The 26,995-nt window shown below is 70.9% G+C and carries 21 protein-coding genes and 3 pseudogenes; 13 read left to right on the forward strand and 11 right to left on the reverse strand.

Translation table 11 applies throughout. The annotated features are described in order from the left end of the window. Window positions 1-29: 29 nt before the first annotated feature. From ACIRS1_RS05755 to ACIRS1_RS05765, 3 genes are all read right to left on the reverse strand, one after another. Entirely contained in the window at window positions 30-1,553 is a 1,524-nt protein-coding gene (locus ACIRS1_RS05755; protein ID WP_402837100.1) for an MFS transporter, read from the reverse strand. A 156-nt stretch (window positions 1,554-1,709) separates the two neighbouring features. Further along, window positions 1,710-3,701: an ATP-binding protein gene (locus ACIRS1_RS05760; RefSeq protein ID WP_402837102.1), complete on the reverse strand. Its 1,992-nt coding sequence runs from the start codon at window positions 3,699-3,701 to the stop codon at window positions 1,710-1,712. A 297-nt stretch (window positions 3,702-3,998) separates the two neighbouring features. Beyond that, the gene (locus ACIRS1_RS05765) at window positions 3,999-4,328 is read right to left on the reverse strand and encodes a hypothetical protein (RefSeq protein ID WP_402837104.1); all 330 of its coding nucleotides are present in this window, start codon (window positions 4,326-4,328) and stop codon (window positions 3,999-4,001) included. Window positions 4,329-4,527: 199 nt separating this feature from the next. On the opposite strand from ACIRS1_RS05765, the pseudogene ACIRS1_RS05770 reads away from it, so the two are divergent. Continuing rightward, window positions 4,528-5,767, forward strand: a pseudogene (locus ACIRS1_RS05770) (RNA-guided endonuclease InsQ/TnpB family protein). Here the strand turns inward: ACIRS1_RS05770 and ACIRS1_RS05775 are convergent. Further along, the gene (locus ACIRS1_RS05775; protein ID WP_402837106.1) at window positions 5,764-6,171 is read right to left on the reverse strand and encodes a hypothetical protein; all 408 of its coding nucleotides are present in this window, start codon (window positions 6,169-6,171) and stop codon (window positions 5,764-5,766) included. The pseudogene ACIRS1_RS05770 and the gene ACIRS1_RS05775 overlap by 4 nt on opposite strands. Before the next feature lie 363 nt (window positions 6,172-6,534). Here ACIRS1_RS05775 and ACIRS1_RS05780 point away from each other — a divergent pair, with 363 nt between their 5' ends. The 5 genes from ACIRS1_RS05780 to ACIRS1_RS05800 all read left to right on the forward strand — a co-directional run bounded on the left by ACIRS1_RS05780 (window position 6,535) and on the right by ACIRS1_RS05800 (window position 12,454). Beyond that, a complete protein-coding gene (locus ACIRS1_RS05780; RefSeq protein ID WP_402837108.1) occupies window positions 6,535-7,047 on the forward strand; it encodes a ricin-type beta-trefoil lectin domain protein in 513 nt (170 codons plus the stop codon). Window positions 7,048-7,633: 586 nt separating this feature from the next. Then, window positions 7,634-9,046: an MFS transporter gene (locus tag ACIRS1_RS05785; protein ID WP_402837109.1), complete on the forward strand. Its 1,413-nt coding sequence runs from the start codon at window positions 7,634-7,636 to the stop codon at window positions 9,044-9,046. 191 nt (window positions 9,047-9,237) lie between these two features. After that, the gene (locus ACIRS1_RS05790; protein ID WP_402837111.1) at window positions 9,238-9,714 is read left to right on the forward strand and encodes an SRPBCC family protein; all 477 of its coding nucleotides are present in this window, start codon (window positions 9,238-9,240) and stop codon (window positions 9,712-9,714) included. Further along, window positions 9,711-10,181, forward strand: a complete 471-nt coding sequence (locus ACIRS1_RS05795; protein ID WP_402837113.1) for a MarR family winged helix-turn-helix transcriptional regulator — start codon at window positions 9,711-9,713, stop codon at window positions 10,179-10,181. Before ACIRS1_RS05790 ends, ACIRS1_RS05795 begins: the two co-directional genes overlap by 4 nt. 278 nt (window positions 10,182-10,459) lie before the next feature. After that, window positions 10,460-12,454 (forward strand): discoidin domain-containing protein, encoded by a 1,995-nt coding sequence (locus ACIRS1_RS05800; protein ID WP_402837115.1) that lies wholly within the window; start codon window positions 10,460-10,462, stop codon window positions 12,452-12,454. A 144-nt stretch (window positions 12,455-12,598) separates the two neighbouring features. Here the strand turns inward: ACIRS1_RS05800 and ACIRS1_RS05805 are convergent. The 5 genes and pseudogenes from ACIRS1_RS05805 to ACIRS1_RS05825 form a co-directional block, all read right to left on the reverse strand. After that, window positions 12,599-13,231: pseudogene (locus ACIRS1_RS05805) on the reverse strand (GNAT family N-acetyltransferase). A gap of 153 nt (window positions 13,232-13,384) precedes the next feature. After that, window positions 13,385-14,635 carry an ABC transporter permease gene (locus ACIRS1_RS05810; RefSeq protein WP_402837117.1) on the reverse strand — a complete coding sequence of 417 codons (1,251 nt, stop codon included), beginning with the start codon at window positions 14,633-14,635 and terminating at the stop codon, window positions 13,385-13,387. Then, window positions 14,632-15,378 carry an ABC transporter ATP-binding protein gene (locus ACIRS1_RS05815; protein WP_402837119.1) on the reverse strand — a complete coding sequence of 249 codons (747 nt, stop codon included), beginning with the start codon at window positions 15,376-15,378 and terminating at the stop codon, window positions 14,632-14,634. Before ACIRS1_RS05815 ends, ACIRS1_RS05810 begins: the two co-directional genes overlap by 4 nt. Beyond that, entirely contained in the window at window positions 15,375-16,787 is a 1,413-nt protein-coding gene (locus ACIRS1_RS05820; protein ID WP_402837121.1) for a peptidoglycan-binding protein, read from the reverse strand. The genes ACIRS1_RS05815 and ACIRS1_RS05820 overlap by 4 nt, the downstream gene beginning before the upstream one ends. Next, window positions 16,784-17,113 carry a hypothetical protein gene (locus tag ACIRS1_RS05825; protein ID WP_402837123.1) on the reverse strand — a complete coding sequence of 110 codons (330 nt, stop codon included), beginning with the start codon at window positions 17,111-17,113 and terminating at the stop codon, window positions 16,784-16,786. The genes ACIRS1_RS05820 and ACIRS1_RS05825 overlap by 4 nt, the downstream gene beginning before the upstream one ends. 917 nt (window positions 17,114-18,030) lie before the next feature. On the opposite strand from ACIRS1_RS05825, the gene ACIRS1_RS05830 reads away from it, so the two are divergent. From ACIRS1_RS05830 to ACIRS1_RS05850, 5 genes and pseudogenes are all read left to right on the forward strand, one after another. Continuing rightward, the gene (locus ACIRS1_RS05830; protein ID WP_402837125.1) at window positions 18,031-19,101 is read left to right on the forward strand and encodes a ketoacyl-ACP synthase III family protein; all 1,071 of its coding nucleotides are present in this window, start codon (window positions 18,031-18,033) and stop codon (window positions 19,099-19,101) included. A gap of 173 nt (window positions 19,102-19,274) precedes the next feature. After that, on the forward strand, window positions 19,275-20,093 hold the full coding sequence (locus ACIRS1_RS05835) for a 3-oxoacyl-ACP synthase III family protein (RefSeq protein WP_402837127.1): 819 nt from the start codon (window positions 19,275-19,277) through the stop codon (window positions 20,091-20,093). 19 nt (window positions 20,094-20,112) lie between these two features. Next, window positions 20,113-21,384: a glycosyltransferase gene (locus ACIRS1_RS05840; protein ID WP_402837129.1), complete on the forward strand. Its 1,272-nt coding sequence runs from the start codon at window positions 20,113-20,115 to the stop codon at window positions 21,382-21,384. A 52-nt stretch (window positions 21,385-21,436) separates the two neighbouring features. Beyond that, a complete protein-coding gene (locus ACIRS1_RS05845; RefSeq protein ID WP_402837131.1) occupies window positions 21,437-23,101 on the forward strand; it encodes a carbamoyltransferase C-terminal domain-containing protein in 1,665 nt (554 codons plus the stop codon). Between the two features lie 60 nt (window positions 23,102-23,161). After that, a pseudogene (locus ACIRS1_RS05850) lies at window positions 23,162-23,944 on the forward strand (transposase). A 297-nt stretch (window positions 23,945-24,241) separates the two neighbouring features. Here the strand turns inward: ACIRS1_RS05850 and ACIRS1_RS05855 are convergent. Continuing rightward, window positions 24,242-24,619, reverse strand: a complete 378-nt coding sequence (locus tag ACIRS1_RS05855) for a peptidoglycan-binding protein (protein WP_402837133.1) — start codon at window positions 24,617-24,619, stop codon at window positions 24,242-24,244. Window positions 24,620-24,893: 274 nt separating this feature from the next. Beyond that, window positions 24,894-25,514, reverse strand: a complete 621-nt coding sequence (locus ACIRS1_RS05860) for a TOPRIM nucleotidyl transferase/hydrolase domain-containing protein (protein ID WP_402837135.1) — start codon at window positions 25,512-25,514, stop codon at window positions 24,894-24,896. A 120-nt stretch (window positions 25,515-25,634) separates the two neighbouring features. On the opposite strand from ACIRS1_RS05860, the gene ACIRS1_RS05865 reads away from it, so the two are divergent. Both ACIRS1_RS05865 and ACIRS1_RS05870 read left to right on the forward strand, forming a co-directional pair. Then, complete coding sequence (locus tag ACIRS1_RS05865; protein ID WP_402837137.1) at window positions 25,635-25,955, forward strand: hypothetical protein; 321 nt, start codon at window positions 25,635-25,637, stop codon at window positions 25,953-25,955. A gap of 54 nt (window positions 25,956-26,009) precedes the next feature. Further along, entirely contained in the window at window positions 26,010-26,825 is an 816-nt protein-coding gene (locus tag ACIRS1_RS05870) for an alpha/beta hydrolase (protein ID WP_402837139.1), read from the forward strand. Window positions 26,826-26,995 lie beyond the last annotated feature (170 nt).

Raw genomic sequence — 26,995 nt, forward strand, 5'->3', positions numbered from 1 at the left:
TCTCTTCCTTCGGGTGGAGTGATCGGGCGTCAGATTGCTTGCTGTGGTGATGGCTTGGTGTTTCCGGTGAGGATCCAGGCGAGGGCGGCGGTGGCGGCCAGCAGGGCGGCCGAGGCGGTGAAGGCGGCGCGGTAGCCGGCGGTGAGGGCCTCCAGGTGGGGGGTGCGGGTGGCGGCGTGGGCGGTGACGGAGCCGGCGAGGGTGGCCAGGGCGGCCAGTCCGATGGCGCCGCCGACCTGGCGGGTGGTGTTGACCAGTCCGCCGGCCAGTCCGGTGTCCTGGGGTGGCAGGCCCCCGACGGCGAAGGCGGTGAGCTGGACGAAGGCGGTGCTCAGGCCGAGTCCGACGAGGACGCTCGGGCCCAGGACGTCGGTGAGGTAGCCGCCGTGGGCGTCGATGCGGGACAGCCACAGCAGGCCGGCGGCCTCGGTGGCCAGGGCGGCGGTGACCGTCGCCCTGGCGCCGATCCGGCGGGACAGTCGCGGGGCGAGCGCGGAGCCGAGCATGTTGGCGGCGGCGAGCGGGAGTTGGCCGGCTCCGGTGAGCAGCGGGCCGGATCCGAGGACCTGTTGCTGGTACAGCGGCAGGAAGAAGAACAGGGCGATCCAGACGGATCCCAGCAGGGCCATCAGGAGGTTGCCGGCGGCCACCCGGCCGGTGGCGAGCAGGCGCGGCGGGATCAGCGGGTCCGGTCCGCCGCGGGTTCGGCGCAGCTGGAGGGCGGCGAAGGCGGCGAGGAGGGTGGCGGCGGCGCCGAGGGCGGCCAGGACCGGGATGTCGCTCCAGCCGGCGGCGCGGGCGGTGGTCAGGCCCCAGACGAGGCAGGTCAGGGCGAGGGTGACGGTGGCGGTGCCGAGCAGGTCGAGGCGGCCGGCGCGGCGGTCGGCGGTGCGCGGTAGGAGGGCCACGGTGGCGGCGAGGACCAGCAGGGTGCCGAGGGCGACGCAGTGGAAGATCCACGGCCAGCCCCAGGCCTGGGTGAGGGCGCCGCCCAGCAGGACGCCGCCCGCTCCCCCGGCGCCGGAGACGGCGCCCCAGACGCCGAGGGCGCGGCCGCGCCCGGGGCCGGGCGGGAAGAGGTCCATGGTCAGGGCGAGCGCGGCGGGGGCGACGGCGGCGGCGCCGAGGCCCTGGACGGCCCGGGCGGCGATCAGGGCGGCGGGGGTGGTGGCGAGGCCCGCGGCGAGCGAGGCGGCCGCGAACAGGGCGAGGCCGGTGGTGAGTACCCGGCGGCGGCCGAGCAGGTCGGCGGCCCGCCCACCGGCCAGGAGCAGGGCGCCGAAGGCCAGGCCGTAGGCGTTGACGACCCAGGTGGTGCCGGTGTCGGAGAGGCCGACGCCGGTGCGGATCCGGGGCAGGGCCACGTTCACGATCGAGGTGGCGAGCATGACGGTGAACTGGGCCGCGGCGAGCACCGCGAGCGCGGCCCCCGGCCGCCGGGCGCCGTCCGCCCTGCGGATGGACGGTACCCGGCGGATGGACGGCGCCCGGGGGGCCGGGGGTTCGCCGGGGGCGGCGGCGGTGCGCCCCGGCGGTGTGCGGTGGGGGGTCATGACGGACACCCTGGTGCGAGGCGGTGTCCACTCTCCAGGCCCGGCGGGGGCGGGGACTGTCCACTGCTGTCCGCGGCTGTCCACCGGGCACGCCGGCCGGCGCGGCCCCGCTCCCCCGCGGCCGCGCCGGACCCGCCGGACCCGCCGGACCCGTCGTCACCGCGTCCCGTGCAGCTCCCGGCGCCACAGGGCCTCGCAGAGCAGGTCCAGCCCCTGGCGCAGGTGGCGCCGGTAGGTGCCGTACGGGAGGCCGAGGCGGCGGGCGGCGGCCTCCTGGGTCGGGGCGCCGGAGAAGTGGCCCGCCGTCAGGGCCTCGCGGGCGCGCACGCCGCGCGGGTCGGCGGCGAGGTCGTCGACGGCCCGGCGCAGCAGGGCGCGCAGTTCCTCGGCGGGGTCGGCGAGGTCGGCGGCCAGGCGGGTGCGGGTCAGGGCGCAGGCGGCGAAGGCGGACGGGTCGCGCCAGTGGGCCAGTGCCTCGCGCACGGCCTGGTCGAAGGCGCTGCGGGAGAGGGCGGAGGGGCCGGGCCGGGCGGGGGTGTCGGTGGCGTCGAGGAAGCGGCCGAGCCAGGCCTCGACGCCCTCCTCGCGCCAGTCGACGCCGAACACGCCGTAGGTGTGCTCGCCGACGAGCGGCCGGGCCCCGGTGTCCTCCAGGGTGCCCTTGACGCGTTCGGCCCAGGTGTCGGCGTCGCGCCAGACGGCGAAGCCGTAGGCGCGGCCGTGGGCCCGGGCGGCCTCGGCCTGGGCGCGGGAGCTGCTGAGGTCGATGACGCGCGAGGGGACCTGGTACTGCTCGGGGTAGACGGTGAAGCGGCTGACGCCGATGTGTTCGCCGGGGCGGACGGGTGCGGTGGCCTCGGTGTGGGCCCAGGCGGCCGCGACGACGGGGTCGGTGGCCAGGTCGAGGGGGTCGGCGGGGGCCGGCAGGACGAGGCGGGCGGTGAACGCGACGGCCTGGCCCGTGCTGACGCGGCGGTAGACGCTGAAGGCCTGCGGCTGGCGGCGCATCCAGTAGTGGGCCAGTTCGGCGGAGGCGGGGCCCTCGGTCCGTTCGGCCATCCGCAGCACGGCGTCGGTGTCCTCGGGGCGCAGGGGGCAGTCGTGCACCTCGTCCTCGCGGGACCAGGTGCGCAGCCGGGCGAGGACGGGGCTCTCGCGGAAGAGGTAGAACAGCTCGTCGGTGACGGTCCGGACGCGTTCCTCGGGGGCTTCGCGCAGCAGGCGCAGGTATTCCTGGGCGAGGCGTCGGCGGATCGTCTCGAAGGCGTTGGGGGCGCGCCAGCGCAGGTCGGCGGTGAGGGTTTCGCGGGCGGCGTCGTGCGGGTGCAGGCCGCGGGGGGTGGATTCCATGAAGGGCAGGTCGCGCAGCCAGCCGAAGAGGGGGTGGGCGTCCTCGTCGGGCAGGACGGCGGAGAGCAGTTCCTCGGAGGTGGCGTGGGCCTGGGCGGCGACTTCCAGGGCGCGGCGGTGGGCGGCCGTCGGGACTTCGCCGATCAGGCCGGTGAGCAGGGTGCGCAGGAGGTCGGCGGAGGGGGCCCAGACCTCCTCCCGGTTCCAGCCGGTGGAGCCGGCGGCCGCGGCGAGGGAGAGGGCGAGCGGGTTGCCGCCGGCGAAGCCGAGGACGCGTTCGCGCAGTTCGGGCCGGACCCGGGCGGTGGTGAGCAGGCTGCGGGCCTGGTCGTCGGAGAAGGGCTGCAGTTCGCGGACGTCGAGCAGGCCGGCCCAGGCGGGGTCGGCGGTCCACTGGGGCTGGGGTGGGAGGCGGCCGGCGAGGACGACCAGGGTGTCGTCGGCGGCGCGGGGCAGGAAGCGCTGCCACAGCCAGGTCTCCAGCCACTGGCAGTGTTCGAAGGAGTCGACGAGGAGGACGGTGCCGGGGGTGTCGAGGAAGCCGGCGGCCGCGTGTTCGAAGTCGGCCGGGTCGCGGCTGACGAAGCGTCCGTCGAGTTCGAGGAGCGGGCGGCCCGCGGTGCGGGCGCGGTCGGCGAGGGTGCGCAGCAGGGCGGACTTGCCGATGCCGCCGGGGCCGAAGGCGTAGAACGCGAAGGGTGCGTGCGGGTCCCCGGCCAGGGCGCGGGTGAAGCGGCCGAGTTCCTCCTCACGGCCGATGAAGGCCTGGGCCCGGGTCCTGCTCAGTCTCTCTCCCACGGACGCCACGCGGGCTCCCTCCCCTGGTGCGGCCCGGGCTGGTCCGCCCGGGGTCCCCGTCGGTCCGGCCGGGCGGGGGCCGACGCGTGCACGGGGTGCGGGTGCGTGGCGGCGCGGGCGGTTTCGGCCGTCCTGATCGGCATGCACCTGCCCGGATTGAAGCACCGGGCCGGGGCGGCCCCGGAGCCGGGCCCGGCGTCGGGGCGGGGCCGCGACCTGCGGGGAGCGGGGCCGGCACGGCCGGCGTGCCGGCCCCGCTCGAACTGACGGACCGTCAAGGACGGTTCCGGGCAGGGGTCAGCCGGTGGCGCGCTGGGCGGCGTAGCGCTCGGCGGCGTCCGCGAGCCCGCGCACGCGCCAGTCGTCCTCGCCGCCGTGGTGGTCGGCGATGGCCCTTCGGGCGGACTCGAGGTCGCCGCCCAGCAGTTCGCAGACGATCACCAGGGAGTCGGCGGTCCCCGTGTGCCGCTCGGAGGTGTGCCGCAGGACGGCGTCCAGGCCCTCCTCGGCCAGCACCGGCCGCAGTTCGCCGATCAGCGGCGCCAGCCAGCGGGCGCGCAGCAGGACGACGGACGCGGGCCGTCGGGGGGCGCGCGGGGAAGCCGAACGCCACGCCAGGGTCCGCACTCCAGTTCCACCCACTTGGCGGACGGCGCGGACTGGTTGTCGGTCATCGCAGATCGATAGCGGTGCAGCATCTCATCGCTGAACACGTCGCGCCGGTGCTTGGTCACGAAGGGCAAATGAATGTGCACCATCGAAACGAAGGCCTTGCTCGCCTGTAGTCAGTTTCGGGTGCCATGGAGCGGACGATACGATCGCGGTCGTGCAGCTCAGGTACAACTATCGGGTGTATCCCACGTCTGGTCAGCGCATGGCGTTGGCAAGGGCGTTCGGTTGTGCCCGCGTGGTGTACAACGACGGCCTTCGGGCGCGTCAGGAAGCCCACGCTGCGGGGCTTCCGTACATCAGGGACACCGACCTGCAGAAACAGGTCCTCACCGCGGCGAAGCGCACTGAGGATCGGGCATGGCTGGCGGAGGTGTCATCGGTGGTGTTGGTGCAGTCCCTGCGGGACCTGCACACCTCCTACCGGAACTTCTTCTCCTCGGTCACCGGCAAGCGCAAGGGCCGAAGATCGCACCGCCGCGCTTCAGGTCCAAGCGGGACAGCCGGCAGTCGATCCGGCTCACCGTCAACGGCTTCCGCCTGCGGGACAACGGCCTCTGTACGTGGCGAAGATCGGCAACCTCGAAGTCCGCTGGTCGAGGCCGCTTCCGGCCACGCCGACCTCGGTCACGGTCACCAAGGACGCCGCGGACCGGTACTGGGCCAGCTTCGTCGTGGAGACCGCGCCGCATACCACCGCCGACCTGGACTTCGGAGGTGATCTGGACGCCGAGACCGGGATCGACCTCGGGCTCACTCACTTCGCCGTCCTGTCCGACGGGAAGAAGATCGACGCGCCGAAGTTCCTGCGTCAAGCCGAGCGCAAGCTCAAGCGGATGCAGCAGGCCCTGAGCCGGTGCGCGAAAGGCAGCAACAACCGGGCTAAGGCCCGCAGGAAGGTCGCGCGCCAGCACGCCCGCGTAGCCGACCGACGCCGGGATTGGCACCACAAGGAATCCACGCGACTCGTACGCGACAACCAAGCCCTGTACGTGGAAGACCTCGCCGTCTCGGGCCTCGCCCGGACCAACCTCGCCAAGTCCGTGCACGACGCCGGATGGTCACAGTTCCTCATGATGCTGGAGTACAAAGCCGTCAAAAACGGCCGCTACTTCGGCCGCATCGGCCGCTTCGAGCCGACCTCCCAGATCTGCTCGGCCTGCGGGATCAAGGACGGCCCCAAGCCCCTCTCGATCCGGCACTGGACCTGCGAGCGCTGTCGCACTACCCACGACCGCGACGTCAACGCCGCACGTAACATCCTGGCCGCCGGACGGGTGGACAGGCTAAACGCCTCGCAGAGCGCAGGTAAGACCGGCCCCGTTCCGGCGCAGCGCGTTGAAGCAGGAACCCACCGAGACGGCCAAACGACCGTGGTAGGAATCTCAGCCCGCTAAGGCCGAGAGGACGTCAAGTGGTGTTCGAAGTACCGGTGCGGCCCGTGCGCCGCGGCGTCGCCGTCCGTGGCGGGGACGCCCTCGGCCCACGGCGTGGCCTCGATCTTGGTGCGCAGGACGGCGAAGCCGGCCCGGGCCAGCCGCTCGGCGGTGCGGGCGGTCTCCGCGGCCGTCTCCTCCAGGGTGCCGCGGGCGCGCAGGGTGAGCATCGGCTGGGAGGGCGCCGCGCCCCGGGCCAGCAGGATGTGGGTGAACTTCAGGCCGTGGTCGGCGGCCCACGCGGCCAGCTCCTCGGCGGCGCCCGGCCCCACGGTCAGGTGCACCTCGAAGTCACCCCGTAGGCCGGGCGGGTCCGACGGGTCGTTACGGCGCTGGTCAGGACAGGTGGCGAGCATGGGCAGCATGCTGGCAGGCCCCTGTGACAACGCCCCCGCCGGGGCCACCGGCGCCCCGGCGCCCGGCCGGTCCCGCTCGGCGGCGACGGGCTCGTCCGTGCACCACCCGGGGCCGGTCCGGGCGCGGGGCCGCTCCCCCGGGCCTTCCCCCGCCGTCCGGCCCCTCGCATCGGGGCGTGCCGGCCCCGGCAGGGACACCTGCCGCGGCCCCTGGGACACGCCGACGGTTGCGGCGGTTCCGGGCCATCCGGTCGGTGTACGGATCCATAGGGGTCACCCGTCTTGCCGGGGCCCGGGGCGGGTGTTTGCGTCGGATCCATGACCGGACGTCGAGTCACGGATCCGAGGGAACAGCGCAGAAGGAGAATCCTCTTGCTCAGTGTCAAGCAGGCCGCCGCCGTCACCGCCGCAGCCGTCGCCGCCGCCGGTGTGCTGGCGACCGCCCCCGCCGCCTCGGCCGCGGGCGCCGCGGTCCAGGGTCGGCCGGTGGTGGCCGAGAACGTCCGCTTCTTCAACGAGGACACGAACGGAGCGCTGGACGCCAGCACGTTCGGACCCGTCGCCGTCACCTGGGAGGCCAACGGCGGGGCCTTCCAGGACTGGCTCCTGCACCCGTCCCCCCGGGGCTACCTGATCGAGAGCGTGGGCAGGCACGGCAGCTGCCTCCAGGCGCCGGCCAACCCGGGCGACCCGATCCCGGTGGTCAAGTGCAACCCGAACGTCCCGACCCAGCAGTGGGCCTTCAACCGGGTCGGCGACAGGGTCGTCATCGGCGAGATGCTGGACGAGAACTACGTCATCGAGGCGACCACCACCGGCAACGCGGTGGTGAAGAGCTTCCGCGACGACAACCCGCGCCAGCTGTGGGACATCACCCCCTCCTGAGGCGGCTGCGGGAACACGGCAGGGCCTGGCACCGGTTCAGGTGCCGGCCCGTTCCGGCCGCCGACCGCGGGGAAGCAGCCGCTGTTCGATCCGTGATCCAGGCCGTGTCCTGCGACCCCTCCCCCGCTGGTGCGCAGGAAGTCGGCCGGGCCGACTTCCTGCGCACCGGCTTCCGGCTGGCTCCTGCCCCTCCGGGCGCGAAGGCGCCGTCACGCCCGCCCCTCCGAGCCGCGCTCGCGAACACGGGCCCAACCCCCACGGGCGGTGGGCAAATAGGCCGAAAAGGGGTCAGGGGTGAGAAGGATCACCTGCGGGATCCGCGCAGCGGGGCGATGCGGGCCCGGGCCCGGCAGGACTGGTCGGGGGCCGTCGCGGCACGGGCGCAGGGCCCGTCCGCTTCGGGACCTTGGTCACGAATCCGCCCGACCTTCGGCCCGGTGGCGCCCCCTCCCCACCCGGGCAACCGTGGACGGTCGCCCGGTGTGACCGGGCGACGGCGCCACCCGCCGGGCGGTGCCGTTCCCTGCCGTCTACCCGGCGCACGCCGTGCGGGAGCACACCGTGCGCTCCGGAGGACCCAAGACCCATGTCCAGCACCATCGACAACGCCCCGTATACCGCCTTCCACCGCAGGCTGGCCCTGGCCTGCTCCGGTGGACCGCTGCTCGACGGCTACATCCTGAGCATCGTCGGCGTCGCCCTCATCGGGATGCGCCCCGAGCTCGGCCTCTCCACCGCCGAGGTCAGCCTGATCGGCGCCGCCGCCCTGGTCGGCATGTTCGTCGGCGGCGCGCTCTTCGGCGTGCTGACCGACCGCATCGGCCGGGAGGTGATGTACACCGCCGACCTGCTCGTCATGGTCGTCTGCTCGGTGCTCTCCTTCTGGGTGGACACGGTGTGGGCGATCGCCCTGCTGCGCTTCGTGCTCGGCATGGCCGTGGCCGCCGACTACCCCATCGCGACCTCGCTGCTCGCCGAGTGGCTGCCGGCCAAGCACCGCGGGCGGCTGCTCGGTCAGCAGATCGTCGCCTGGTACGCGGGCTCCGTCCTCGCCTACGTGACGGGCTACGCCTTCCTGCGCCTGGCCGGCCCGGGCAGCTGGCGCTGGATGCTGGCCAGCTCCACCGTGCTGTGCGTCGTCTTCCTGGTGATCCGCCGCGGCTCGCCGGAGTCCCCGCGCTGGCTGGCCGCCAACGGGCGGGTCGGTGACGCCGTGCACGTGGTCGAGAAGCACCTCGGGGTGCGGGTGGACGGCCGGGAGCTGATGCCCGACCCCGCACAGGCCTCCGGGCCCGGCGGGCTGCGCCTGCTGATGACCCCGCCCTACCGGCGCCGCACCCTGTTCTGCGGCCTGTTCTTCCTCTGCCAGGTCGGCCCGCTCTTCGCGATGCTCACCTTCGGCCCGCAGATCCTCTCCTCGTTCGGCATGCCGGGCGGCACGGTGATGGACACCCTGGGCACCGGCCTGATCAGCCTGGTCTTCCTGCTCGGCTGCTACCCGGCGCTGCGTCTGATCGACACCCGGGGCCGACGGCCGGTGATCATCTGGTCGTTCGCCCTGATGACCGTCCCGCTCGCCCTGCTGGGCGTGTGGCCCTCCGCCCCCGCCGCCGTCGCGCTGACCGCGCTGTGCGCCTACGCCTTCCTGTGCGGCGGGCCGAACGTGCTCGACTGGACCTACCCCAACGAGCTGTTCCCCACCGAGATCCGGGCCACCGCCGTCGGCGTCGCCACCTCGGTGAGCCGGATCGGCGCGGCCGTCGGCACCTACCTGCTGCCGCTGTCCCTGACCGGGCTGGGCACCGGCCCGACCATGCTGATCGCGGCCGGGACGACGGCCCTGGGCCTGCTGGTGTGCGTGCTGTGGGCCGAGGAGACCCGCGGCACCGCCCTGGGCGCGGCTCCGGCCGCAGCTGCCGCCGGAGCCACCGGGGCCGCGGCGGCTGGTGCACGGGCGGCCGGAGTTCCGGCGCAGCGCGTGGCGCAGTCCGTGCGCTGACGCCCGCGCTCCGGCCCCCGGCCCTCATCCGAGGAGCCCCAGGCGTCCGCCCCCGAGATCCGCCCCCGGTGTCCGTCCACGATGGACGGGCACCGGGGGCGGATGCTTTCGGCCATACCCTTGCGAAGACAGTCGTCGCGGAGATAGTCTGCGCGTAGAGCAAATCGGGAACAGGCGAGAGGGGCACGACCATGTGGAGCCACGAGTACACCGGTGAGACGACCGCGACGCCGCAGGCGGTCTGGGCGGTCCTGAAGGACATCGACGGCTGGGCCCGCTGGGACACCTCGATGGAGTCGGTCTCCCTGCTGGGGGCGTTCGAGGTCGGCGGCAAGGTGTCGATGACGCCCACCGGCCAGGAGCCGATCGTCTCGGTGATCACCGACATCCAGGACGGCGTCCGCTACGCCGACGAGACGGAGTTCGAGGGCGTCGTCCTACGGTTCAGCCACACGCTGAGCCCCAGGGGCGAGGGCGGCACCCGGGTGGTGCACCGGCTGGAGATCTCCGGCCCGCAGGCCGACGGGGTCGGTCCGGAGCTGGGGCCCGCCATCACCGAGGACTTCCCGCAGGCGATGGCCGCCCTGCTCGCCCACGCCGCCGCCCACACCCCCGGCGCCGGCGCGGACGGCGTCGCGGTCGGCGCCACGGACGGCGGCACCCGGTGAGCGAGGCGCCGACCACCGCGGACGGCGGGCCCGACAGCCCGGGCTTCTGGCTCTGGCACGCCACGCTGCGCTGGCAGCGCGAGATCGCCGCCGCGCTGGCGCCGTTCGACCTGACCCACGCCCAGTTCGTGCTGCTGGCCTGCGCGTGGTGGCTCAACGGGCGCGGCGAGGTGCCCAACCAGCAGGAGCTGGCCCGACAGGCGGGCACCGACGTGAAGATGACCTCCCAGCTGGTCCGCAAGCTGGAGGCGAAGGGGCTGCTGGACCGGGAGACCGACCCGCAGGACACCCGGGCCCGCCGGCTGCGGATCACGGCGCGCGGCACGGAGCTGGCCCGCTCCGCCGTCGTCGCCGTCGAGGAGGTCGACGCGGCGTTCTTCGGCCCCGCCGGGCGGGCCGCCGGCCTGGACGGACGCACGGTGACCTCGCTGCTGCGGCACCTGGCCGGGCCGGGCGGGCCGCGGTAGCCGCACGCGCTTCCCGGCCGGGCACCGGGGGCCGGCCGGGAGCCCAGTCCGGGCACGGCTATTGACTACCAGTCCAACAGTGGCGATTCTCGTCACAACCGAGTGCGCGGTTCATGACATCCGGCCCGGACGGGCCGGTCCGCACGTCCCGGACGGTGCCCGGTGCCCGTCCGCGCCACCCCCTCACCTCGGACACGGGTGGTGACCCCTTGCACCGACTCCCCCACGGCAGGCGCGGATTAGCCGCGCTCCTGGCCGCCCTCCTGACCCTGGCCGCCATGGTGCTCGCCGCACCGGCACCCGCCGCACCCGGCGACAACGGCTGGTGGAACCCGACCGCACGGCCCTCGCCCGACTCCCGGATCAACGTCACCGGTGAGCCCTTCCGCGGCACCGACGACCAGGGCAAGGTCCGCGGCTTCGTCGACGCGCACGACCACATCATGGCCAACGAGGCGTTCGGCGGCCGCCTCATCTGCGGCAAGTCCTTCTCCGAAGCGGGCATCGCGGACGCCCTGCAGGACTGCCCCGAGCACTACCCCGACGGCTCGCTCGCCATCTTCGACCTCATCACCAAGGGCGGCGACGGCAAGCACGACCCGGTCGGCTGGCCCACCTTCAAGGACTGGCCGGCCCACGACTCGCTCACCCACCAGCAGAACTACTACGCGTGGATCGAACGGGCCTGGCGCGGCGGCCAGCGCGTCCTGGTCAACGACCTCGTCACCAACGGGGTCATCTGCTCGGTCTACTTCTTCAAGGACCGCAGCTGCGACGAGATGACCTCCATCCGCCTCCAGGCGCAGAAGACGTACGACCTGCAGGCCTACGTCGACTCGATGTACGGCGGGCCCGGCAAGGGCTGGTTCCGCATCGTCACCGACAGCGCGCAGGCCCGCGAGGTCGTCAAGCAGGGCAAACTCGCCGTCGTCCTCGGCGTGGAGACCTCCGAGCCCTTCGGCTGCAAGCAGATCCTCGACGTCGCCCAGTGCAGCAAGGCCGACATCGACCGCGGCCTGGACGAGCTGTACGGGCTGGGCGTGCGCAGCATGTTCCTCTGCCACAAGTTCGACAACGCGCTGTGCGGGGTGCGCTTCGACGAGGGCGCGCTCGGGACGGCCATCAACGTCGGCCAGTTCCTCTCCACCGGCACCTTCTGGAAGACCGAGAAGTGCGCCGGGCCGCAGCACGACAACCCGATCGGGCTCGCCCCCACGCCCGCGGTGCAGCAGCAGCTCCCCGCCGGGGTCGCGGTGCCCTCCTACGCCGGCGACGCGCAGTGCAACAGCCGCGGGCTCACCGAGCTCGGCGAGTACGCGGTGCGCGGGCTGATGAAACGCAAGATGATGCTCGAGGTCGACCACATGAGCGTCAAGGCGGCCGACCGCTCGTTCTCCATCCTGGAGTCCGAGTCCTACCCGGGCGTGATCTCCTCGCACAGCTGGATGGACCTCGACTGGATCGAGCGGGTCTACAAGCTCGGCGGCTTCGTCGCCCAGTACATGAACGGCGCCGGGGCGTTCAGCGCGGAGGCCAAGCGCACCGACGCGCTGCGCGACAAGTACCACGTGGGCTACGGCTACGGCACGGACATGAACGGCGTCGGCGGCTGGCCCGGGCCGCGCGGGGCGGACACCGCCAACCCGGTGCGCTACCCGTTCCGCAGCCAGGACGGCGGCTCCCTCATCGACCGCCAGACCGCCGGCTCGCGCACCTGGGACATCAACACCGACGGCGCCGCGCACTACGGCCTCGTCCCGGACTGGCTGGAGGACATCCGGCAGGTCGGCGGCCAGGACGTGCTGGACGACCTGTTCCGCGGCGCCGAGTCCTACCTCACCACCTGGGGGGCCTCGGAGCAGCACCGGTCCTCCGTGAACCTGGCCGCCGGCCACCCGGCCGCGGCCAGCACCACCGAGTGGTGGAACCCGTTCGTCAGCTACGCGCCCGGCCGGGCCGTGGACGGCGACACCGGCACCCGCTGGGCCAGCGAGTGGAGCGACGACCAGTGGCTCCAGGTCGACCTCGGCGCCACCACCCTGGTCGGGCGGGTCACGCTGGACTGGGAACGCGCCTACGGGCGGGCCTACCGGATCGAGGTATCCACCGACGGCGGCACCTGGCGCACGGCCTGGTCCACCACCACCGGGGGCGGCGGCCCGGAGACCGCCCGCTTCGCCGGCGTCCCGGCCCGCTACGTCCGCGTCCACGGGGTGCAGCGCGGCACCCAGTGGGGGTACTCGCTGCACGAGGTCGGCGTCTACAGCGCGTAGGCGCCGCCGTAGTGAGTGTCCCGTGCCCGGGGCGGGACCCCGGGCACGGGACACTTCGGTGCGCCGGGTCCGGGACTTGGCGGGCCGAGGAGCACCGCCGGAATCGTGGACCGCGGTGTCCACCGCCCGGCCCGGCCGGAGGTGTCAGGGAGTGATTGCGTACTCGGTGAACTGGCCGCAGGCCTGGAACCCGAGCCGGCGGTAGACGGGTTCTCCGTCCGGGGACGCCTGCAGGACGGCGGTGCGGTAGCCCGCGTCGTGGGCCGCGTGCAGGGCTGCCAGGGTGACGGCCCCCGCCGTATCCGCGGCGGCGGTCGGAGGCGGGGGTGGCGGTGTCGTAGATCCCGGTGACACCCGCGCAGAGGAAGACCTCGGCCGAGCGGACGGCTCGTCCGTCCACGTATCCGACGAGGTAGCGCGCCGGGCAGTCGGGGGCCAGGGCTCCGTCGGCCGCATCGGCGAAGAAGCGGCCGACCGTGGCGGCCGGCGGATCCCGGGTCGCGGCCAGGACCACCGCGCAGTCGGCGAGTTGTCCGGGGGTGTGGTGGCGGGGCCGACCCACCAGGAGAAGGGCCGGCCCGTCGCGGTCAGCGTCCGGAGCGTCTCCGCTACCCGGCCGGGAGCGGTGGCGTCGGTGAAGCGCGCAGCCGCCACGATGTTGAACGTGTCGTCGTCGAGTCCGCCGTCGGCGACCACGAGATCGGGCGCATCGGTGGCGGTCGCGTTCTTCCTGCGGCGGTGCAGGGGGCAGGCGCGTTCGGCCAGGTTCCGCTCCATCCTGCCCAGCAGGCCGGAAGCCTCGTGCACACCCTGTTCCGTCTCGCCCACGTCCGACACGATCTCATCCGCAGGAGATCTTTCCGGCTTGCCGCGGCACTGGTGGGCGGGGTTGCGTCCACCAGCGCCGCGGCCTGGCCGGGTGGCGTCCCGTCAGGTGGCGTGGAGGGCGAGGGTCGGGGAGAGGCGTGCGGCGCGGACGGCCGGGTAGAGGCCGGCGAGGCTGCCGATGGCGAGGGTGGAGGCGAAGCCGCCGGTGACGGCCCAGAGGGGGACGGTCCACGGGGTGTGGGAGGCGGTGGCGTACAGGAGTGTGGCCCCCGACCCGAGGACGATCCCCGCGATCCCGCCCAGGCCGGAGAGCAGCAGTGACTCGGTGACGAACTGGATGCGGATCTGGCCCTTGGTGGCCCCCAGGGAGCGGCGCAGTCCGATCTCGTGGCGGCGTTCGAGCACAGAGATGATCATGGTGTTGGCGACGCCGACGCCGCCGACGAGCAGGGCCACGCCGCCCAGGCCGAGCAGGAGGCTGTTGAAGGCGCTCTCGGTGGCGGCCTTGGCCTGCAGGGCGGAGGAGGGGTTACTGACGCCGACGTTCTGCGGGTTCTCCGGGTTGGCGGTGCGCGCCAGCAGGGCGCGTACGCTCTCGACGCTGCCGTCGGTGGAGCGTTCGTACAGGGCGGTCGGGTGACCGTCGAAGCCCAGGAGCTGCCCGGCCGCGTCCCAGCCGACCAGGGCCGAGCGTTCGATCTCGGGTGCCAGGGGCATCCGGTCGAGGATGCCGATGACGGTGAAGTAGCGGTCGCCGATGTAGACCTGCCGGCCGGGGGTGGTGATACCCAGGCGCTGGGCGGCCACCTGGCCCAGGACGACGGTGGGGTACCGGCCGGTGGCCTGGTTGAACCAGGTGCCGGCGTGCAGTGTGCCGCGCAGGGTAGCCAGCAGGTCCTGGTCGGCGGCCTTGACCGCGATGCCGCCGGTGTCGGTCGCCGGGATCCTGTCGCTGCGGCGGACCGGCTGTGGCAGGTCCGCGGTGGCCCCGACGTGTTCGACGCCGTCGATGCGGCCGACCATGGCGGCGGATCCGACGGGCAGGCGGGTGTCCTGGCCGGCGATCATCGCCTGCCCGGGGGTGACGACGAGCATGTTGGTGCCCAGGCGGTCGAGCTGTTGCAGGAGCTGGGCCTTGCTGGAGGCGGAGATGCCGACGACGGCGATCATGGTGGCGATGCCCAGCGCGATGCCCAGCGCGGAGAGGATGACGCGCATGGGGCGTCCGCGCAGTCCGGCGGAGCCGGTGTGGAGGACGTCGCGCGGGCCCAGGCGTGCGGCGGACAGCGGCTTCGCGGCGGTCTTGCCGGTGCGGCCGGTGGCGGGCGGAAGGGAGGCGGCGGTCGGACTCATGCTGAAGGGTTCCTGGTGTCGGCGACGACACGTCCGTCGCGTATGCGGACCTGCCGGGGCAGGCTGTCGGCGATCTGCGTGTCGTGGGTGATCACCGCGATGGTCGTGCCCTGGCGGTTGAGCTCGTGCAGCAGGGCGAGGACGGTCTGTCCGGTGGCGGAGTCCAGCGCGCCGGTGGGTTCGTCGGCCAGGAGCAGGTCGGGTTCGCCGGCCAGCGCGCGGGCGATGGCGACGCGTTGTTTCTGGCCGCCGGAGAGCTGGTGCGGCCGGTGGTCCGCGCGGTCGGCCAGGCCCACGCGCGCCAGTGCGGTCTGGGCGCGCCTGCGGCGCTGGGCGCGGGAGAGACCGCTGTAGAGCAGCCCTTCGGCGACGTTGTCGCGGGCGCTCATGCCCGGGACGAGGTGGAAGGCCTGGAAGACGAAGCCGATGTGCCGGGCGCGCAAGGCCGACAGCCGACGGTCCGTCAAGGAGGCCAGGTCGTGGCCGGCGATGACCACACGGCCGGTGGTGGGGCGGTCCAGGGTGCCCATGATGTGCAGCATGGTGGATTTGCCCGATCCCGACGGGCCGACGATCGCCAGCAGTTCGCCGGCGTGGATCCTGAGGTTCACTCCTTGCAGTGCGGTGAACCCGCCCGGGTATGACCGGGTGACCTGCGCCAGGTCGACGACGGCCTCCGGTCGGCCGACGGGCGGGTGAGCGGCCGTGCCGGTGTCCACGACGATGGGGGTGGGGTGCGTCATGTGCCGGGCACCTGGACCTTCTGGCCCTCGTGGATACCGTCGCCGGTGATCTCGACCCGGCCGCCGGCGAACAGGCCGGTGGTGACCGGCACGGTGGTGGGCGACGCGTCCCCGCCCTCGACCACCTCGACGCCGTAGCCGCCGGCGGGGAGCGCGAGCAGGGCGTTGACCGGTACGGACAGCACCCCGCTGCGAGTCTCGCCGCTGAACGCGACGCTGACCGGGGCCCCGTCCAACTCGGCCGCCTTCTTCGGATCGTCCAGGGCCACCTGCACGTCGACGGTGGCCGAGCCCGAACCGCTGCCGCCACCGCTTCCCTTGCCCCCGCCGGGGTCCGGAACGGATGCGACGGTCCCCACCTCCGCCACGCTGCCCGGCACGGTGCTGCCGTCCGGAAGCGTGATGGTGACCTTGGCGCCCTGAACCGCCAGCGACTGCTGGGCCACCGGCATCTTCACCGTCACCTGCCGCACGGCGCCCGACACCGACAGCACCTCGCCGGAGGCGGCTCCACCCACCGTGGCCTTGAGCGACGTCACCCGCACCGCTCCGTCCTGCACCTTCACCGCGGCCGGGGACACCGTGCCGGTCTGCGGCACCTTCAGGTCCTTCTGCCAGCGGATGACCGCCGCCCGGGTGGCGGCGGAGAAGTGCGCGTTCGCGTTCAACCCGCGGCCGTACCCGAGCTGGACCAGGTTGTCGTTCAGCACCTTCACGTCGGGACCGTCCGACACCCCCTCGGACAGGGTCCGCCACAGCGGGGTGCCGCCGTAGAAGAGCACGACCGGCGCACCGTCGACTGCGTACAACTGCTTTCCCCGGTCGACCTGTTGACCGACCGACGGCAGCCACGTCACCACACCCGAGCCCGAACCGGAGCCCGAACCCGAACCGCCCGCCCCGCCGCCCGCGTCCGCGCCGCCCCCGCCGACACCGGCGAACACCTGCCGCGGGGCCCCGAACCCCAGCGTCCCGTCGACGTTCACCGAGGCCTTCAGGTCCCCCCGGACCACGGGCTGCGACTGCACCTTCGCCTGGGGAGCCACCGGTGCGGCGTTCCCGCCCCAGTCCGTGCACATCGCGCCGACGCCCGCGCCCAGCACGCCCACCGTCACCAACCCGCACACCCACAACCGCCAGCGGGGACCACTCCGACCCTCCCGCGCATCGGCCCCGTCCGCCGGGCCCTCGTCCGCGGCGCCCGCCCCCACCGGGCCCACGTCCGGGTAGGCGCCCGCGGCCGGACAGGTCACCTGGTCCGGACAGGTGGCCTGGTCCGGACAGGTGGCCTGGTCCGGACAAGTGGCCTGGTCCGGGTAGGTGGCCACGTCCGGGTGCACGCCCTGGTCCTGCGGCACCACGACCGTCCCGCCGTCCCAGCCCCCGCTCGTCCCGCTCCCCCCACTCACCGACCCGCTCCCGACCCTGCGCCCGCGCCGCACTTCTGCATGGCCTTGGCCGTCTGTGGGTCACCGAGGTTCCCGGGCAGGCCCAGGGCCTCGCCGGGCTTCGGGTCGGCCACGTTCAGCCCCTCGCCGCGCAGGCACTGGGCGAGCTTGAGCTGCTGGTCCTGGTTCTGGGCCTGTGTCCCGGAGCCCGCGGACCCCTGGTCCGGCAGGTACTGCTTGCACGCGTCGGCGGCCTTCTGGAACGCCGCCTTGTCGAACTGCCCCGGGCCGGTCTGCATGCTTCCGTCGGCCTTGGGGTCGGGCATGTTGATCCCGTTCTGACGCATGCACCCCGCGTACTTGACCGCAGCGTCCTGGACGGTTCCCCCCGAGGAGCCCCCGCCCTGGGCGGCGGGTGACGAGGCCCCGCCCGAAGCGCTCCCACCGCCTCCCGCCCCGCACGCAGTGATCAGGAACGCCGCGCTCAGCACGCCCGCCGACGCGATGCCTATCCGTGTTCCGCGGCTCACCCGACGCGACGACTGGGTACTGGTGCGCATGAGACAGGTCCTCTCCACAGGCGGCGGCCCGTTGCCGCCACGCCTGCACCAGTGGACCGAACCGGAGGTTTCGCCGGCGTCTCCCCGCCCCTTATCCGTTCCCTACCGCCCGTCCGGCGGCTGAGCCCTCACCCGGGATCCGGGGGCGGTCCCGGCCCGAGAACACAGCGGAGCGGCAATCGGCGGACGCCGCCTGCTACACGGCGCATGGGGAGACACCGAGATCATGGCCGCGAGTCCAGGCCGGCACGCAGACGCACCACCACCTCCCCTGATCAGAGGGCGAGCCAGTCCGATGAGGCGCCCGCCCCTGCCCGATCGGTCAACCGAATGGATGACCCTCTTGCTCCTGCACGAGGCGGACCCTGGACAGGGAAGAGAGCAATCTTAGCCGGGAGTGATCATCTCGTGAGCCCTTTACAGCATCAGTCCGTAGGCAGCTGAGAAGCAAGAAACTCGAGCCCACCGGCACCAGTGACGTCTCTGCGGCCGCCAGGCCCGACGGCCACGCCCCTGGCAGAGTCCGAGTTCCGGACTCCTCACTACCCGCGACCGAAAGGGGAAGCCGTCCGCCGCAGCGTCTGATTTCCCCGCCTGGCGTGCGTCACCCCAGGCATCCGGAAACCCACAAGTCGGGTTCTCGGCCCCCTGTGGAATCAAAACCTCAGGAAGGGCTAGTTATTCACTACTAGGGAGCGACGACAATGAAGTGGAACGACCTGTATATCGCTGGCACCGGTGCATGTCTTCCAGGTGTCACGACTGTCAGAGAAGCGCTTGAAAGCGGGGCCTACGACGAGAGATCGGCTCGTATCAGCGGCCACTTGTCCGTCACGGTGGCCGGTGCCGGGGACACTGCGCCAGGAATGGCGGTCAAAGCAGGCAATCAGGCTCTGCAGCGCAGCGGCTATCGGCGGACCGAGGTCGGCGCCGTGCTGCACTCCGTCCTATTTCACAACGGGATCGACGTCTGGAACTCCGGGTCTTACATCCAGAACGGTATAGCCGCCCCCGGATGCTTCTCCGCAGAAGTCCGTTCCGGGTCCAACGGTGGACTCGTAGCCGTAGAGCTCGCCGCCGCCTACCTCGCCGCCCACCCCGAGGCTGCGGTCGCCGTCTGCACCGCGGGTGACGTATGGGCGGATCCCTCGTTCGATCGTTGGCGCTCCGATCGCGTGCTGTTCGGCGACGGCGCCGCAGCCATGGCCCTCTCCCGACAGGGTGGATTCGCCCGAATCATCTCTATGGCCACCTACTCGGAGCCCGGCCTGGAGGCCATCCACCGGGGCGACGAGCCCTTCGGCCCTTACCGGTTCACCGCGGATCACCGAATCGACCTGAACCGCCGTCGCCAGGAGTTCATGGGCAAAGCAGACAAGGATGACGTGTGGAAACTGCTCGAGCAGGGTCTGCAGAAGTCCGCGAGACAGGCCCTGGGGGAGGCTGATGCAACGATACGAGACATGGACATCCTGGTGACCCCTCACCTGGGTGAAGAGATGACCATCCGCCAATGTCTGCAACCGTTGGGTGAAGAAGACCTGGGAAGAACGGCGTGGGAATTCTCCCGCAGAACCGGGCATCTCGGCCCGGCCGACCAGCTTGCAGGGTTCAACTATCTCGCAGAAAAAGGTGTCCTCGCTCCGGGCACCCGGGTACTACTCGTCGGAATCGGTGGCGGATTTACCTGGACGTGCGCTGTCGTGGAGGTCATGGTCAATCCCCTCGGGGCGACCAGCTGGCACGATCCACGCGCAAAAATTCGCTTCCCGTGATCACCACAACCCGTCGTTAGGGAGTCGCGATGCCTGTCGGTATCATCGGCACCGGGGGATACGCTCCCAGCACCGTCATCGACAATTATCAAATAAGCGAGTGGTCCGGAGCGAGCCCTGAATGGATAGCCTCGCGCACAGGGATCAACGCCAGGCGGTACTGCCCTCCGGGAATGAGTACCTCGCAGATGGCCGCCCATGCCGTCGAGGACCTTTTCGCAAATTCGACTGACGGGCGGATGAATATCGGCCTGACGATTCTTGCGACGTCAACCCCGGATCAGCCACAGCCCGCCACTGCCGTTCGAATGAGAGGCACGCCGGCTTTCGATGTCAATGTCGGCTGCTCAGGCTTCCTCCATGCAGTCGACGCGGCCCGTTGCATGATCCGAAAGCAGCTGGACAGCACGGCCTTGGTGATCGGTACCGACCTGCACTCCCCTGCTGTCAACCGCACTGATCGACGCATCGCGCCACTGTTCGGGGACGCCGCCGGAGCAGTGCTACTGGCGAATGTAACCGAGGGCTACGGTATCCATACGATCAAACTCCAAGCCGATGCAGATGGCGACGAACTCGCCGGGGCCAGGGTAGGCGGCACCCGAGAAGCGGCGGACGGCAGACACCGCGGGAAGGGGCGCCATCTATTCCGGCCGCAAGGCAGGGCAGTAGAGGAGTACGCCAGAACAGCCGTTCCGCAGGCAGTCGATGATGTACTACGAGAAGTGGCGTGGAGCGCGGGCGACATTGACCGAGCCTTCCTTCATCAGGGAAGCACTCGGATGATAGAAATTCTAGCAACCGAAAGTGGGATTAATATGAACCGCATCCCACTCTCCGCCCCGCCATTCGGGAGCACCGGAGCAGCATCGATCCCTTTCACTTTGGCAGAAGAAAATCGCCGCCGCCCCATCGAGCAGGGAGAGCGAATTCCGCTGGCCTCAGTGGGAGGCGGAACGACGACCACAGCAGCAGTTCTGACCTGGTTCTAGAGGGCGCAACGGTGAGAGCATGAAGATAGCCATGGCGGTTCTGGGGAGTCGCGGCGATATTCAGCCGATGGCACTTCTCGGAAGTGAACTGGCCGCCCGCGGCCACGAGGTCTCGCTCTCTACCCCACCGGATCTGACGGATTTCGGAGAGGCGCTGGGACTAGCGACTTTCCCGATGGGGCAGCCGGCGCAGGATTTCCTGCGATCCAGCGAGGGGCAGCGCTGGCTGTCGCACGCGACTGATCGGCGTGAATATATGGCAGGCCTGCTGGCATACAAGAGAGCATCTGCCAACTCCCTGATATCCGTTCTTTCCTCGCAGGTCCGTGGAGCCGACATTGTCGTCTCAGGCCTGAGCACCGAACTTGAAGCAGCATGCATGGCCGAAGCACAAAACATTCCATTGGCGTGCGTCCACCACTCCCCGGTGCGGCCCAATCGGAGCTATCCATCCCCACTCTTTCATCAATACAGATACCCTTCCCCAGTCAACCTGTACACGCACTGGCTGGCTGACCAAACCGAGAGGCGTTTCGGATCCGGGTACATGGCAGAAGTGCGGCGGAGAATAGGACTCCCAGAATTTACAGGCAGTCCAAGCGAAATTGTGTCTCGAATGTCCGCCCTTGATATTCAGGCCTACAGCCAACAGCTGGTCGGACGACTTCACCACTGGGGGGATAACCGCCCATTCGCCGGATTCATCCGACCGTCCCGAGAGCAACAGACCTTTCTCTCGACAACCGAAGACAACACCAACTTCCTGAGTTGGCTTGATGCAGACGAACCGCCCGCGTACTTCGGATTCGGCAGTATGCCCGTCCAAGATCTTCCGGCTCTTCTGAGGCTAGTTAATGAGGTGAGCAAAAGACTCGGAATACGCGCTTTGGTGGGCGCTGGCTGGAGCGCTACCGAAGACCCCTGGGAGTCACTGGTAGATCCAGCCAGGATACAAGTCGTAGGCAGAATTAATCATGAGGCGGTACTACCGCGCTGTCAGTTTGCCGTGCATCACGGTGGTGCCGGAACCACCGAAGTGTCGATACGTTCGGGGCTACCGACAATTATCTGCCCCGTCGCCTTCGACCAACCCTTCTGGGGAAGACGTCTGGAGCAGCTGAAGGTGGGCCGAATGATTCCGCTCAGTGAATTGGCCATCGATAACCTACTGCGAGCGATCAGGAAGGTAAATACCCCTGAAGCTCACTCGCGAGTCCTTCGGCTAGCAAAGTCACTCTCAAGCGAGGACGGGCGTTCCGCCGCCGCCGACCACCTGGAGACCCTCGTCTAGACCGTATCTCGCTGTTCAACTTCGTTTACTACTATCACCACCAGGAGAAGTCATGTGGATCCTCGGCCTCAATGCACCTCCCACCGGCTGGCACGACACTTCGGCTTGCCTCGTCGACGAACACGGTCGCGTATTTGCTTTCTGTGAAGAGGAGCGCGTGAACCGGCATCGTCATTCCCTGCACCGCGCACCGTCGGGAGCCGCCGAAGCCTGCCTGAGGCAGGCTGGACTGACTGCTGACGACATCAGCGTCGTCGCTGTGGGATGGGACAGCGAACAGCTTTACCCTGGGAGATTTGCCAACGATCGGGAATTCCTTGCGGAAGCTGTGGGGCTCACCCTTGGGAGTCACCTTCCAGAGGTGGTGCGCGTTCCGCACCACCAGGCTCATGCAGCCTCCGCTTTCTACGCCTCCGGCTTCTCCGAAGCTGGTGTCCTTGTAGTTGACGGCAACGGAGAGAACGAGTCCACCTCTATCTGGCGTTTCCGGAACGGGGAAGAACCGCGTTGCGAGCGTACCTGGGGGCGCACAGCTTCTTTGGGCTACGCGTATGATGCAGCTTCGACGTGGCTCGGATTTTCGTTCCTCAACGCTGGTAAGACCATGGGCCTCGCGGCGTACGGTCGAGCTTCGGAAGTAGATGTCGAACCGCTGGTAAGCATTGACGCGGACGGATATCGTCTCGCGGTGGCCCCCCTGACCGGCGAGCGGGATCGGGCAACCGCTTCTGATATCAAGGAAGAGTATGACGCCGTATCACGGCTGTGGCGTGCCGAGTACAATCGCATCGCCGGAGGGTCAGCGCCTACTCTGCCGGAGGCCATGATCGCCCAGGATGCGAGAGCGGTGCGTGTCGCTTATGCCGCGCAGCGAACCATCGAGGAGGCTGTGCGACACCTGGCGAAGATGACGCGGCAGATCACCGGTATCGACAGTTTGTGCCTGAGTGGTGGGGTGTCACTCAACTGCAGCACCAACGGTACTCTTGACGGGCCGCTGTATGTACCGCCAGTGCCACACGATGCGGGCGTGGCATTGGGTGCTGCGTGGACGGTGCGTCCTCCGCAGGAACAGACGGAGCCGCTCAGCCCCTACCTCGGCCGGGATGTGACTGACGGAACCGTCGGCAGCCACGGTGACCGTGCTCTTGATACCACCGGACTTCTCTCGTACCAGGCCGATGCGGACAAGGTTGCATCCCTCCTGATAGATGGCGCTGTCGGTGCTGTCGCGGTTGGTCGTGCAGAGATCGGCCCGCGTGCCTTGTGCCATCGATCGATCATTGCCGTGCCGAACACCAAGGAAATTCATTCGCGCGTCAACTCGATCAAGAACCGGGAGCAATGGCGGCCTTTTGCCGGGGTGACCCATCGCGAATATGCCGAACAGCTCTGGGAGTATCAGGAAAATCTGAGTCGGTACATGCTGGGCGCTGCCCGAGTCACCGAGGAGGGACACCGGGTCGCCCCAGGCGTGGTCCATGTGGACGGCACAACGCGCCCGCAGGTCATCGGGGACGAGGCGCCGTTTGTTGCCGGTGTCCTGGACTCGTTGGATGCCCAGGGCGTGCCGCCGGTGCTGCTGAATACTTCTTTCAACGATCGAGGCCAGCCGATTGTCGATCTGGCCGATGATGCACTGGCAGCATTTCGGTCGATGGACCTCGACTTCCTGGTCCTCGGAGACCGGCTGCTGCAGAAGAAGTCGAAGAACTAACCGACAGGTGTCGTCACGCTAAAGGCTGTCTCGTAACTCCGTGGGCTGGGCGGCGTTGGTCTGGGTGCGCAGTTGCTGTCGGCGGAGCGTCGTGAGCTCATCGAGGTGTTCACCGGGCTGCGCCCGGCCCAGTTCAGGCGTCTGGTCCAGGCGGTGAAGTACCGCGGCGGGCGGGTGCTGGATCCGTCCAAGCCCGGCCGCCCGTGAACCCTATCCCTGGAGGACCGCGTGTTGCTGGTCGCGGTGTACTACCGGACGAACCTGACGATGCGCCAGCTCGCGCCGCTGTTCGGCGTCTCGCCGGCGGCCGCCCACCGGATCGTCGACCGGCACAGCCCGTTCCTGGCCCTGGCACGGACCCGCCGACACCCGACTGCCGACGAGGTGGTCATCGTCGACGGGACCCTGGTCCCGACCCACGACCGCAGTGTGGCCGCCCCATCGAAGAACTACCAGCACTCGGCGAACCTGCAGATCCTCATCGACGCGCACACCCGCGTCGTCCTGGCCGTGGGCCGACCCGTGCGCGGCAACCGCAACGACTGCCAGGCGTTCGCCGACTCCGGCGTCGACGCCGCCTGCGGCGACGCGATCGTGCTGGCCGACGGTGCCTACCGCGGCACCGGCACGCTCATCCCGCATCGCCGCAAGCCCGGCCAGGACCTGTCCGACTGGCAGAAGGACGCCAACCGCTCCCACCTCAGGGTGCGGGCACGGGTCGAACACGCCATCTCCCGCATGAAGAACTGGAAGATCCTCCGCAACTGCCGACGCAAGGGCCTGGCCGTCTACTGGGCAGCCAGCGGCATCGCCCGCATGCACAACCTCGCCCTCGCCGGCTGAGGCCAGACCCCATGGCCACACCCGTTGCCTCACCCTGCCAGCCGAGTTACGAGACAGCCTTTAGCCGAAGCCGGTTCAAAGTTCCCGACGAATGGAACTCTGGCGCACTCACGGTCATGTGGGAACTAATATGCCATGTCGCCTGCTGTCGCTGGCATTCTCTTGTGGCGTCTGCCGCGCGGATCCGGGCGGCAGACGCCACGGGCCGCGTGCGATGGCGGTGATGTAGTGCCGCGGGCGCCAGGGGCGGTCCCGAGCCGCTCTGCCACCGGCCACATCGCCCTGTCTGACTTGTGGTCAGCGCAGGGTCGGCAGGGAGCGGTAGCAGCCGAAGGAGTCCTTGGTGGACTCGACCATGACGTCACCGGTCCGCGGGCCGACGACGCCGTCCTGCTCCAGCGAGGCCCACTTCTGGATGGCCACGACCGCGCCGTAGGTGTCCGGGCCGAACCGGCCGTCCACGGCGATCTCCTTGTACCCGGTCTGGTAGTGCAGGGAGTTGGACGTCTGCTGGACGCACTTGACGCTGGCGTACGTGTTCGCCTTGCCGTAACCGACCCAGAGCGATGCGGAGTTGGGTATCGCCTGGGCGGTGCCGCCCAGCAGGCCGGCGGTGACGAGCCCGGTCGTGGCGAGCAGGAACGCGCCGCGGCGCGCGGTGGAGTTGCGGTTCAAGAAGGGCCCCCGTAGGTCGATCGGTCGGGAAGACGAAAGATCGTCAGGGTCCGCACCATACAACGGCCCACCGACACTCACCTGCCGTTTTCCCGGCGGGGCCAGGGAGCGGTCACCCGTTCCCCGTTCCCGGCGCAGGCTGCTCGCGATGGCCCGTGGGGTGGCCACCGCGAGATCGATCCCAGTGGACCGCGGGCGGCCGGTCGGGCGCTATCCGGAAACGGCGGACGGCCCCGCCGTTTCCGGCCAGCCGGTGCCGGCCGGCCCGGCGCGCTCACAGGCTCGCGAGCAGCGCGGAGAGCGGGGCGGGCACCCGGTCGGGGGCGAGGGCGCCGGCGAGGAGGCCGCCGTAGCGGATCTTGCGGCCCTTCTTCGTGCCGAGGAAGCGGCGCAGCCGGTCCTGCGGGGGGCGGTCGCGCTGTGCGGGCTGGCGCACGAAGGTCCGCCAGCCCGGGAGGTCGCCCTCCGCGCGCAGGACCTCCTCGACGCCGGCCACGCCCAGGGCGCGGATGAGTTCGTCCTCCAGGTCCGCCGCGCAGACGAAGACCGCCTTCTCGCCTGCGGCGCCGGCCTGGTCGAGGGCGCGGTCGTAGAAGCGCTGCTCGCCCTCGTCGCAGAGGCCGACCAGGCGCAGCCCCAGCCCGGACGGGCCGAGCAGGGCGGCGTAGCGGCCCACGCTCATCGCCCCGCCCATCGGCTGGACGCACACCCCCTCGGCGGGCAGGTCCCGGCCGGTGAGCGAGGCCAGCGCCTCGACGGCCGCGAGGTCGCTCGGGCCCTCCAGCAGCACCACGGTCCGCACCCCCAGCAGCCCGGCCAGTTCCCGCGCGGGTTCGCCGGGGCCGCCCGACGCCCAGCCCGCCACCGCGTCCCGCAACGCCTGCATGTCCACCATGGGCTGATTCTGCAGCTGACCGGGCGGCACCGGCACCGCCTTTTCCGTCCGCCGGGGCCCGTCGGCTGTCGGTGGCGTGTGGGAGGGTGCGGTCCACGGGGCTGCGGGGACGGGGGCGCGATGGGGTACGTGGGCGGGGTCTGGCGGCTGGTGCAGGGCGGGGAGCCGCTCGGCGGGATCGTGGTCGACGACGCCGACTTCCCGTGGCTGCACGGTCGTTTCGTCCCGACGGAGGCGTTCGCGCGGGTGCGGCCGTGGTTCGACGAGTGCCTCGACCTGCTGGAGGCCGAGCAGTTCGAGCGCTTCGACGACTGCTACGACCGCATCGCCGCCGCCCTCTCCCTGGTGTCCCCGTCGGGCCCGGTCCCGGAGTTCCTCCTGCACGTCCGGGACTCCCGCGCCTGGTTCCGCTGGAGCGACACCCCCTTCGGCCCCGCCTGACCCGGCTGGACGTCAGGGCAGGGTGGCCGTCCCCCAGGTCGCTACGATCTGCGCATGACCGATCACGAGACGGAATTCCGGTCCCTCGACGGCACCCAGCTCTTCGGCACGATCAGCAGCCCGCCCTCCCGGGCTCCCGTCGGCACTGCCGTCCTGGTGCACGGCTCCGGCGTCACCCGCGAGGAGGGCGGGTTCTTCACCCGGCTCGCCCACGGCCTCGCCGAGCGCGGGATCACCAGCCTTCGGTTCGACCTGCGCGCCCACGGCCTCAGTGCCGGCCTGGAGGCGGAGCTGACGATCGCCGCCGTCACCAACGACATCCGCGCGGCCTCGGACCACCTGGGCGAGCACACCGACCGGTCCGGCCCGCTTCACGTGATCGCCGCGTCGTTCTCCGGCGGCGCCGCGTGCCTGCACGCGGCGCACCGCCCCGGGAGCGTGGACCGACTCGTGCTGCTCAACCCCCGCCTGGACTACAAGGAGCGGTACGTCACATCCCGGCCGGGCTGGAACGACGACTACCTCTCACCCGGGGCGGCGGATCTCCTGGACCGACAGGGGTTCACCGAGAAGTCGCCGTTCGAACTCAACCGCGCGCTGCTCAACGAGGTGTTCCACCTGGATACCCCGGCCATCCTCGCCTCGGTCATGGCGCCCGTGCTGCTGGTCCACGGCACGAAGGACACGTTCGTGCCGATCGAGTCGACGCACCGGCACCGCCCGATGTTCGGCGGCCCCACCGAGCTGCTTCAACTCGACGGCGCGCAGCACGGGTTCGCGGTCCACGACGACCCCGGATACCTCGACCCGCAGTCGCGGGCGTGGCAGGCCGAGGTCATCACCCGTGTGGGCTCGTTCCTGACTCCTTGACCGGCGGAGGCGAGCACCAGCTGGTCGAAGAGGACGCCGACCGCCGGGCGCCTCCGGTGCGGAGCGAGCATCTGCGCAGTACGGTCCAGCTCGGCGAGGGCCTGCCCGAAGCGTGCCCCAGTGGCCAGTTGCAGCGCTTCCAGTGCGGCCGCAGCAGACTCGTCCGGTTC

It is taken from the genome of Kitasatospora sp. NPDC101176 (genome assembly GCF_044768035.1).
Taxonomy (GTDB): Bacteria; Actinomycetota; Actinomycetes; order Streptomycetales; family Streptomycetaceae; genus Kitasatospora.

Excerpts from the sequence above, each read along its gene's own strand:
- ACIRS1_RS05870 (WP_402837139.1), top strand. The coding sequence starts at position 26,010 with ATGACCGATCACGAGACGGAATTCCGGTCCCTCGACGGCACCCAGCTC.
- ACIRS1_RS05815 (WP_402837119.1), bottom strand. The coding sequence starts at position 15,378 with ATGACGCACCCCACCCCCATCGTCGTGGACACCGGCACGGCCGCTCAC.
- ACIRS1_RS05865 (WP_402837137.1), top strand. The coding sequence starts at position 25,635 with ATGGGGTACGTGGGCGGGGTCTGGCGGCTGGTGCAGGGCGGGGAGCCG.
- ACIRS1_RS05830 (WP_402837125.1), top strand. The coding sequence starts at position 18,031 with ATGAAGTGGAACGACCTGTATATCGCTGGCACCGGTGCATGTCTTCCA.
- ACIRS1_RS05785 (WP_402837109.1), top strand. The coding sequence starts at position 7,634 with ATGTCCAGCACCATCGACAACGCCCCGTATACCGCCTTCCACCGCAGG.
- ACIRS1_RS05835 (WP_402837127.1), top strand. The coding sequence starts at position 19,275 with ATGAGTACCTCGCAGATGGCCGCCCATGCCGTCGAGGACCTTTTCGCA.
- ACIRS1_RS05775 (WP_402837106.1), bottom strand. The coding sequence starts at position 6,171 with ATGCTGCCCATGCTCGCCACCTGTCCTGACCAGCGCCGTAACGACCCG.
- ACIRS1_RS05840 (WP_402837129.1), top strand. The coding sequence starts at position 20,113 with ATGAAGATAGCCATGGCGGTTCTGGGGAGTCGCGGCGATATTCAGCCG.
- ACIRS1_RS05845 (WP_402837131.1), top strand. The coding sequence starts at position 21,437 with ATGTGGATCCTCGGCCTCAATGCACCTCCCACCGGCTGGCACGACACT.
- ACIRS1_RS05810 (WP_402837117.1), bottom strand. The coding sequence starts at position 14,635 with ATGAGTCCGACCGCCGCCTCCCTTCCGCCCGCCACCGGCCGCACCGGC.
- ACIRS1_RS05860 (WP_402837135.1), bottom strand. The coding sequence starts at position 25,514 with ATGGTGGACATGCAGGCGTTGCGGGACGCGGTGGCGGGCTGGGCGTCG.
- ACIRS1_RS05755 (WP_402837100.1), bottom strand. The coding sequence starts at position 1,553 with ATGACCCCCCACCGCACACCGCCGGGGCGCACCGCCGCCGCCCCCGGC.
- ACIRS1_RS05790 (WP_402837111.1), top strand. The coding sequence starts at position 9,238 with ATGTGGAGCCACGAGTACACCGGTGAGACGACCGCGACGCCGCAGGCG.
- ACIRS1_RS05825 (WP_402837123.1), bottom strand. The coding sequence starts at position 17,113 with ATGCGTCAGAACGGGATCAACATGCCCGACCCCAAGGCCGACGGAAGC.
- ACIRS1_RS05800 (WP_402837115.1), top strand. The coding sequence starts at position 10,460 with ATGGTGCTCGCCGCACCGGCACCCGCCGCACCCGGCGACAACGGCTGG.